Below are 10,053 nucleotides of genomic sequence, written 5' to 3' on the forward strand. Positions count from 1 at the left end.
GAGATGGGGAGGCAGGGGAAAAGGTTAATGGTTCGACAAGCTCACCAACCGGGAAAAGGGAAAAGGAATAAATTTAATCTTTCCCCTTCCTTTTCCCCTTGCCCCTTTCCCTTTCCCCATGCCTAATGCCCAATGCCCAAAGACAAAAAGCTTAAAATTAAATCAACAACCAAACAAGTACATACCTTTCTCAGAGCGCAACAGGCAACATCTGAGGCACAAGTGAGGTTGGAGAAAGAACAATTGCGATCGCAACGGTTGGCGTAATATTTGCGATCGTAGGAGTAAATCCTGATAGTTTGAGTTAAACAATGAAGGTAACAGTGATGTATCAAACAGATCCTCCGCGCCCACCGCAAGAAACCATGCCTACGATGTGTGATTTACCCAGTGAATTAATAGGGGAATCGGGTTTGCCAGATGAATTTCACTGCATTCAGGCGGATTTACTCACTGAGACTTGTCAACCTCAGACTTATCCACCAGAGGAAATTTTACTCGCTAGCGATTTAAATCTTTATTATGACCCGCGCCACACTTTATGGTACAAACGTCCTGATTGGTACATGGTTCTAGGAGTACCTAGCGCTACTCTACAGCAAGACCTACGCTTAAGTTACGTCATTTGGCAAGAGGGAGTTGTGCCTTTTTTAGTGGTGGAATTACTCTCACCTGGTACGGAACAAGAAGACTTGGGAAAAACCCTACGGGAGGTCAACCAGCCCCCAACCAAGTGGGAAGTCTATGAACGGATTTTGCGGGTTCCCTACTACGTTATTTATGACCGCTATGAAAATCATTTGCGTGCCTTTCAACTTCAAGGGACTAGCTACGAGGCAATATCTTTAATAGAGAACCGCTTTTGGTTGCAAGAATTAGAATTAGGATTGGGTCTGTGGCAAGGTACTTATCAGCAGACAACGGGCTTGTGGTTGCGTTGGTATAATGCAGCAGGCTGGGTGCCAACATCAAAAGAAAAAGCCGAACAAGAACGCCAACGGGCTGATAGATTGGCAGAGTATTTGCGATCGCAGGGTATCGATCCAGATAGTTTGAGTTAGCTAAAAAACTTGCTCCTTTGACAAACAAAGCAGTATTGCCGACAAAAATTTATATTTGTAGTTAAAATACACTTGCCAATAGCGGATTTATTGTATAATCGGCACATTTTGGATAAGATTTCATAGCAACAATTTATTCTCCAAAGAAGACAAACGTACTTTAATTGCTATAAAGCTTTATGGAGAACAATTAGGTGTGTAAGTAGTGAACGAGGAACCAGAAATTGTTACAGACAATGCGAGGTTTTGTACGTAAAGCGGGAAGACTGAGGCGCATAGTGCCTGTAAATGAACAATTATGGGCAAAATTTGGCTTGCTAAGAATTTTGGTAAAGCGAGATTTAGAGGCGCGATATCAAGGTTCTGTTTTAGGCAATTTATGGCCTTTGGTAAATCAGTTATCACAATTACTGATTTACACTTATGTATTCTCCGTTGTGTTGAGAGTAAAATTAACTCTCAAAACTTTACCAGAAAATAACTTCACCTTTGGTTTGTGGATATTTGCAGGCTTACTTGCCTGGATTGCTTTTACAGGGGGTTTGATACAGTCTGCTAGTTCAGTAGTAGGACAGCCGAATTTAGTCAAAAAGGTTGTATTTCCCCTAACTTTGTTACCACTCGTGCCAATTTTATCTACGTTCATTGAGAGTTCTTTGGGTTTAATGGCATTGATTTTTTTTGTGGCAGCAATTTCTCATACTTTACATACTACCTTGGCGCTATTACCCTTGGTTTGGCTAACGCAGTTATTACTAACGGCAGGGTTAGGTTATTTTGTTGCAGGACTAACTGTCTTTTTACGAGATATCCCGCAGACTTTAGGGATGATTTTAAATATTTGGTTTTACGCAACACCGCTTGTTTATCCAGCATCAGCAATTCCAGAGCAATGGCGCAGTTTGGTATTCTGGTTAAATCCAATGGCAGCGATCGCTGAAGTTTATCGTGACATAGTTTTAGTTGGAGAAGTAAAACACTGGGGCGAATGGGGAGTTTCCTCACTAATTGCGGTTTTAGTGTTTTTTGGAGGATTGTCGTGTTATCGTCACCTGCGTCCAGCATTCGCAGATGTATTGTAAACTTGCAGTTGAATAGGGTAAAGTTCCTTAGCTAGAGATAACAGGGTTGATTATATAGTGGCATCTGGCACAATAAGTGCGTAGGCATAGCCCGTCGTAGACATCGCATTTTAGCCTTAGTGTGTGGGTTTTGAGGATTGACAGCAAAAGTATGGGTGAAGAAATTGCTATTTCCCTTAAGAATGTCTCCAAGTGTTTCAAACGCTACAGCCGCCCTGTCGATAGGCTCAAAGAAGTTTTGCTACCCGGTAAGAGTAGAACAGATGAATTTTGGGCACTTCGGGATATCAACATTGAGATTCCCAAAGGACAGACTGTTGGAGTAATTGGACGCAACGGTTCTGGAAAAAGTACATTGTTACAAATTATAGTGGGAACTCTCACCCCTTCAACTGGTGATGTGCGAGTCGATGGTCGAGTTTCTGCTTTATTAGAATTAGGAAGTGGTTTTAACCCAGAGTTTACTGGAAGACAAAATGTCTTTTTTAACGGACGATTGTTAGGATTGAGTCAAAAACAAATCGAAGACAGATTTGATGATATTGCTGCTTTTGCCGATATCGGCGATTTCATCGAACAACCCGTTAAAACTTATTCTAGTGGTATGTATGTACGCTTGGCATTTGCTGTAGCAGTCAATGTAGATCCAGAGATTTTAATTGTTGACGAAGCACTTGCTGTTGGAGATATTGTATTTCAACATCGTTGTATGCGGCAAATGCGTGCGATGATGGATTCTGGAGTGACAACATTATTTGTTTCCCACGATGCCGGCGCAATCAAAACATTGTGCAATTCAGCGATCATGATTCATGACGGGAAAGTACATACCACAGGATTGCCAAATGCGGTTGTAATTGAATATTTAAAACTAGTTACAGAACTTGAATTAGGTTTAGCACAAGAAGTTGAAGTTAATTCCCAAAAACAAGTAAATACCATTATAAATAAAGAAACACAAGCTTCAACCCCTCAAAATAGCGATATTTCATCTCTAAGTTCAAGTTTCAGCAAGGCAACACGCAGAGGAAGTGGAAAAGCCAGAATAGAAAGCGTAAAAATCCTTAATCATTTAGGTGAATATGTTGGCGAAAATCCCATTCTTGCATTTGATGAACAAGTAACCTTAATTGTGAATTTGAAAGTTTATTTTTCCCTAAAAAGTTGTATTGTGGGCTTTTATATATGCGATAAAAATGGAAATGAAGTAATTGGTAGTAATACTTTAGAAGAAAATATAAAAATAGGAGAATTAGAACCAGGAGAAGAAATAGAAATTAAATTTAAATTTAATTTACCTCTAAGACCTAGTTCTTATAGCTTAACAGTTGCTGGTTCTGAAAGCTATGAAGCTCTTAGCTTTGACTGGATTGATAATATCATGGTTTTTCAAATTTTGCCCCCAGAGACTGGAAAGCACATTCATGCTTTAGTAGCTCAACCTATGGTTGTTGAAGTAAACAAAGAAGTCTTACCAAGAATAGCAACACAAGTTTAATTAATGTAAATATCACTAGACTCTTAGTAATTATGAATAAAGATTGGTCAAAAGATTACCCCTTAGTTGAAACCCTCGCAGAAGAAGGTTTGGATCAAAACCACAGTTTAACGAAAATGTTCAATCTCATTGCAGACAATCAGCGAGTAGTAGACTTTGGGTGTGCGACTGGTTACTTTGCTAAGTTACTCAATAAGAAAGGGTGTATTGTCACAGGAGTAGACATAAACCCAAATGCTGCCAAACTTGCCGAACAATACTGTAAAGAGGTAATAGTTGCAGACTTGGATTTTGTTTCTGTTACAGAAATTTTACCTAGCCATGAGTTTGATGTAGCAGTATTTGGAGATGTTTTGGAACATCTGCGAAACCCTTGGAAAATTTTGGAAGACACAAAGCAGATATTAAAAAAAGATGGATATGTAATTGCTTCTATCCCAAATATTGCTCACGGTGCAATTCGCTTATCTTTACTACAAGGTAGATTTGAATATACAGAATTAGGAATTTTAGATAACACTCATTTAAGGTTTTTTACCAGAAAAACAGTTGAGGAATTATTTGAAAGACCAGGATATTTAGTAAACATTGTTGACCAAACCCAAATAGGAATTTTTTCAGATAATCCTTTGATACCTAAGAATAATAGAGCAGAATTCAACAGTGAGACTATTAAACAAATTGAAGAAGATCGAGATGCCGAAACTTTACAGTTTATTATTCGGGCAGAACCTTGCAGTATAGAAGCAGAATATCCTGCAATCAACAAGCACTCTTCTAAGATATTGGAAGAATCGCGGGAATTGCAATCTCAACTACAAGACACACAAATAAAACTGCAACAAGCTCAAGCTAAAGTACAGGAAAATCAGCTTCTGTTGCAGGAATTACAATTTCAATTACAAGATACTCAAACTCAGTTAGAACATTCCCAATTTCAATTACAAGATACTCAAGCTCAGTTAGAACATTCTCAATTTCAATTACAAGATACTCAAGCTCAGTTAGAACATTCCCAATTTCAATTACAAGATACTCAAGCTCAATTAGAACATTCCCAATTTCAATTACAAGATACTCAAGCTCAATTAGAACATTCCCAATTTCAATTACAAGATACTCAAGCTCAATTAGAACATTCCCAATTTCAATTACAAGATACTCAAGCTCAATTAGAACATTCCCAATTTCAATTACAAGATACTCAAGCTCAGTTAGAACATTCCCAATTTCAATTACAAGATACTCAAGCTCAATTAGAGCGATCGCAGAGCACAATTATAGCGATGAGTACTAGTAAATTTTGGCGGATGCGAAAAATATGGTTTAGATTTAGACATGTCTTGGGTTCACTGGACGATGAAAACTCGTTTGACAAAAGTTTATGGATTAAATTCAAAAGCGCTACAAATTTAATAGACGAAAATAGTTTATCTTACATAAATTTTTTGTCAAAACTGAAAAATTTATGGTTTGTGTTCAGAACAAAGGGACTCCGTTACTGCTTGAACAAATTACGGGAAAAAACTTCTTCAAAGTTAAACTTTGATGATTTATCACTATCTACCATCCCACTACCAGGTATTCCTCAAACTAACGATCTTAATTACCAGAAGTGGCTGAACCAAAACTACCCCACTGAAACAGCCTTACAAAAGATGGTTGAAACCGCAAAATTCTTAGCTTATCAGCCGACTATTAGTGTGATTATGCCTGTTTTCAATACTCCTGAGGTCTATCTCCGAGCAGCTATTGAATCTGTATTGAATCAAGCGTATCCACGTTGGGAGTTATGTATTGCTGACGATTACTCTACACATAATTATATTAGAGAAATTTTAGAAGACTACTCCTTGAAAGATTCTAGGATAAAAGTTATTTTTAGAACTGAAAATGGCCATATTTCTAGTTGTTCTAACTCAGCAATAGAAATAGCAACAGGTGAATTTATTGCCTTACTAGATCACGATGATTTACTAACTCCAGATGCTTTGTATGAAACTGCTCTACTGCTGAATAAGCATCCAGAAGCAGATATGATTTATTCTGATGAAGATAAAATTGATGATAACCGTAAACTTCAAGATCCTTTCTTTAAACCAGATTGGTGTCCTGACTCTTTTTTATCTCGGATGTATACCTGCCATTTAGGGATATATCGACGAGATTTAGTAAACGCCATTGGAGGTTTTAGGGTAGGGTATGAGGGCAGTCAAGACTATGATTTAGTTTTAAGATTAACGGAAAAAACTACAAAAATATTTCACATACCAAAAATATTATACCACTGGAGAATTCATCCCCAATCTGCGGCAAGTAAACCAGATCAAAAACCTTATGCTGTCATTGCAGCAGAGAAAGCATTAGTAGATGCCCTTGCTAGACGAGGAGAAGACGGGCGAGTTACACCGACTCGTAACTGTGCTGGTCATTACATTATTAGATACACAATCAAAGATTATAAACTTGTTAGCATTATCATCCCTACAAGAGATTTAGGCGATATTTTAGACAAATGCCTTACATCTATTTTTGATAAGACAACTTACCCAAATTATGAAGTAATTCTCATAGATAACGGGAGTCAAGAAGAAAATACAGCTAATGTGATCTCCAAATGGAAGCAAAAGGAATTCAGTAGATTTAAATGCTACCGATTAGATATACCTTTTAACTATTCCCGAATTAATAATTATGCAGTTAATCAAGCTAAAGGAGATTATTTACTATTTTTAAATAATGATATCGAAGTCATTACTCCTGACTGGATTGATGCAATGGTTGAACAAGCTCAAAGACCTTCTATAGGTGCTGTGGGAGCTTTGTTATTATATCCAGATAATACAATTCAACATGCTGGCGTAATTATGGGTATTGGAGGAGTTGCTGGCCATAGTCATAAATATTATCCAGCTGATTCTCCAGGATACTTCGATCAAATCCTAACTGTAAATAATTATTCCGCTGTAACAGCAGCTTGTTTAATGTGTAGACGAGAAATTTTTGAAGCTATAGGAGGTTTTGAACAAGAACTTAAGGTGGCATTTAATGATGTTGATTTTTGTTTAAAGGTTGTTGAAAAAGGTTACAAGAATATCTACTTACCGCACGTCCTACTGTACCATTATGAATCTAAGAGTAGAGGCCATGAAGATACACCTGCAAAACAAGCTAGATTTATGAAAGAAATAATGTATATGCAGAATAAATGGAAAGAATTTATGGAACACGATCCTTGTTATAGTCCACATTTATCTAGGCAAGTCGAAGACTTTAGTATAAGGATATAGACTTTTAAATTTAAGATTTTATTATTTTAGGAGTAATGTCATAGATGGGTTACGTATTAGAAAATTTGCTGTATAAATTAAAGGATTTAATAAATAAAAATGAACTCCGAGTCGAGGAAAAAACTAACAATGCTAGTACACCTGAGCTGCAAGTAAAAACTAACAATGCTAGTACACCGGAACAAAGATTGCGTAGGCAAATTGCTTCGCAGTATTTATCGGGTCATGGTATTGAGATTGGAGCGCTACATTCACCGTTAGAAGTTCCCAGTAATGCTGAGGTTCGTTATGTTGACAGAATATCTGTAGCTGAACTCAGAAAACAGTATCCAGAACTCGCAGAATTTGAATTAGTAGAAATTGATATTATTGATGACGGCGAAAATCTATTATCCATACCCGACTCTTCAGTAGATTTTGTGATTGCTAATCACATGATTGAACATTGCCAAAACCCTATCAGTACAATTAAGCAGCATTTGAGAGTACTAAAGCCTAACGGGATTTTGTATATGGCCGTGCCAGATATGCGTTACACCTTTGACTCCGAGCGCCCGGTCACATCTCTGGAACACTTGATCGATGATTATGCTTATGGGCCTGCATGGTCTGTGAATTCTCACTTTGAGGAGTGGAGTAGATTAGTCAATAAAGTACCAGAAGCTGAAGTTGCAGCATCAGTTCAGCACTTGATGAATATTAACTACAGTATTCACTTTCATGTATGGACTCAGGTAGAGTTTTTAGAATTTCTTCTTTACTGTAGAAAGCAATATTTCAACTTTGAAATCGAATTGCTTCAAAAGAATGGAATAGAATTTATTGCCATTTTGAAAAAAATAGCATAAATTTTTCTGGTTTTTCAGTTCATTTTATAAAACTATGAACATTTTAGATCAATACATCAAATCTGCGCCCAGTCCCCAAAACGCACTCGATATTTTTAAAGGTGAGTGGTCATCAAAATTACCTGCTCCATTGGCAAATTTTCAAGCAGGTTCAATTCCATTGTTTGAAGATCCAAGAATTGATTGGGCCGCAACTCGATTAGGAGGAATTCAAGGTAAAACTGTGCTGGAGTTGGGCCCATTAGAAGCAGGACACACTTATATGTTGGAATCCTTAAAAGCAGCATCAATTTTATCAATAGAAGCTAATAGTCGTGCTTATTTAAAGTGTTTAATTATCAAAGAAATATTAGATCTCAAAAACACACGTTTTTTATATGGGGACTTTGTAGAATATTTGCGAAACACCGAGACTAAATTTGATGTATGCATAGCTAGCGGTGTACTATATCATATGACAAATCCAGCTGAATTGATTGGATTAATAGCTAAGTGTACAGATAAAATATTTATTTGGACTCATTATTACGACAAAAATATAATTTCAGCTAATCCGAAGCTGAGACATAAATTTACAGGTAGTTCTCAAACTAATTATGATGGCTTTAAGCACATTCTTTATCGTCAAGAATATGAAAAAGCGCTGGAATGGTCAGGTTTCTGTGGCGGTAATGCAAGCAATAGTTATTGGATGAGCCGTAATGATATACTATCTTGCCTCAACTACTTTGGTTTGAAAAACATTGAAATTAGTTTTGATGCTCCAGATCATCCGAATGGACCGAGCTTTGCTTTAGCAGCTGTTCGTTAGTGTAGGCTAAAGTCAACATATTTTATGAACATCCTCTGGAACCGTCCTAAACATCCTTATCATCAATTTGAAATATTCGGTGAAGAGCGCAGATTCTTACTTGAATTCTACAATCAATAAAATTTCACCGAAAAAATTATGTACAACAAACCTGTTTCATTTCAAAAAGCAAAGTTACTCTTAGTAGTTGCATATTCCCTACCAGCTGTTCTACTTTTCTGGTTTGTAACTACTTTTAGTGTCAATTTACCCTTTGGCGATGATTGGGCTTTAGTAAATTTTTTTGATAAAATTCATAGCGGTACTACAAATTTCAACGATTTTTTTTCTCAACACAACGAGCATCGCATACTTTTTCCAAGGATAATATTTGCAGTACTGGCATTTTCTTCTAAATGGAATATTAAACTAGAAATTTACTTTATTTTTTTGTTAGCTTTACTAAATTTTTTAATTTTATATAAAATTGCAGCTTCTAATTGGAATCAATCTAATAAAGTATTATTTCATTTATTTAATGTAACAATTTCTATTGCACATTTTTCATTGAATCAGTATGAGAATTGGTTATGGGGTTTTCAAATAGCTTGGCTACTAATCAATACCTGCTTAATATTAGCAGTTTTCATTCTTACTGTACCTAAAAACTTACTTCCAAATATTAGACTATTACTTGCATCTATATGTTGTTTTATTGCTAGCTTTTCGTCCGCTCATGGATTATTATCTTGGCTGGCTATACTGCCATCAGTATACATCCTTGAAGGAAGAAATAAACAGAAACAATTCAGGATTTTGTTATGGATGGTAATTTTTACTTTTTGTGTTGCAATCTATTATATTGGTTATGAAAAACCTTCTAATCATCCTGCTATATTTTTTGTTTTAGAGAATCCATTAATTGCATTTGAATACTTCTTCACTCTCATAGGTTTTTCATTATTAAAAACTACTTTTCCTCCTGTAGGTACTGGGATAATAATAATATCAATTTTTTTCTTTTTTAATATTTTGTTTTTTGTTGATCAAAAATCAGAGTTTGCCAATAAAGTAGCACCTTGGTTATCATTCGGTTGGTTTACCGTTTTGTTTGCATCAATTACTACTGTTGGTAGAGCTGGTTTTGGTGTTGAGCAAGCTACTGCATCTAGGTACATAACTGTTTCGATATTATTAGTCATATCCTGTTTACAATTGTCTGGATTATGGATTTTCTACAAATGGCAAGTTGGAGTCAAAAAAAAATATATAGTTTCAGGATTATGCTTGAGTTTTTTAATATCTCTCTTTATTTATAGTTCAACTAGTAGTATTGTAGAAGCGCAAAATATTTCGATACAAAGGAAGGCTGGTAAAAATTGCTTAGAAATAATAAATTTTATAGATAAATCCATAAGTAAATCACCTGATAATTGTTTAAATTTTATTTTCCCAGATCAATTTTTAATGAGAGAACTAAGTAT

General features: G+C 36.0%; 8 protein-coding genes. All 8 read left to right on the top strand.

Going from position 1 to position 10,053, the window contains the following annotated elements; all coding sequences use genetic code 11:
• The first annotated feature begins 132 nt into the window (after positions 1 to 132).
• A complete protein-coding gene (locus GNE10_RS36160; RefSeq protein ID WP_260447039.1) occupies positions 133 to 267 on the top strand; it encodes a hypothetical protein in 135 nt (44 codons plus the stop codon).
• Positions 268 to 326: 59 nt separating this feature from the next.
• On the top strand, positions 327 to 1,061 hold the full coding sequence (locus GNE10_RS26115; RefSeq protein ID WP_185568095.1) for a Uma2 family endonuclease: 735 nt from the start codon (positions 327 to 329) through the stop codon (positions 1,059 to 1,061).
• 236 nt (positions 1,062 to 1,297) lie between these two features.
• Positions 1,298 to 2,143, top strand: a complete 846-nt coding sequence (locus GNE10_RS26120; protein ID WP_185568097.1) for an ABC transporter permease — start codon at positions 1,298 to 1,300, stop codon at positions 2,141 to 2,143.
• A gap of 151 nt (positions 2,144 to 2,294) precedes the next feature.
• Positions 2,295 to 3,641, top strand: a complete 1,347-nt coding sequence (locus GNE10_RS26125) for an ABC transporter ATP-binding protein (RefSeq protein WP_185568100.1) — start codon at positions 2,295 to 2,297, stop codon at positions 3,639 to 3,641.
• Between the two features lie 32 nt (positions 3,642 to 3,673).
• A complete protein-coding gene (locus GNE10_RS36165) occupies positions 3,674 to 6,931 on the top strand; it encodes a glycosyltransferase (protein WP_185568103.1) in 3,258 nt (1,085 codons plus the stop codon).
• Positions 6,932 to 6,975: 44 nt separating this feature from the next.
• The gene (locus tag GNE10_RS26135; protein ID WP_185568106.1) at positions 6,976 to 7,779 is read left to right on the top strand and encodes a methyltransferase domain-containing protein; all 804 of its coding nucleotides are present in this window, start codon (positions 6,976 to 6,978) and stop codon (positions 7,777 to 7,779) included.
• Between the two features lie 34 nt (positions 7,780 to 7,813).
• Positions 7,814 to 8,590, top strand: coding sequence for a DUF1698 domain-containing protein (locus tag GNE10_RS26140; protein ID WP_185568109.1), 777 nt, complete (start codon positions 7,814 to 7,816; stop codon positions 8,588 to 8,590).
• A 138-nt stretch (positions 8,591 to 8,728) separates the two neighbouring features.
• Positions 8,729 to 10,053: hypothetical protein (locus GNE10_RS26145; RefSeq protein WP_185568112.1), on the top strand; the 1,325-nt coding region annotated here is incomplete at its 3' end.

The organism is Nostoc sp. 2RC (assembly GCF_014222165.1).
In the GTDB taxonomy this organism is placed as follows: Bacteria; Cyanobacteriota; Cyanobacteriia; order Cyanobacteriales; family Nostocaceae; genus Nostoc; species Nostoc linckia.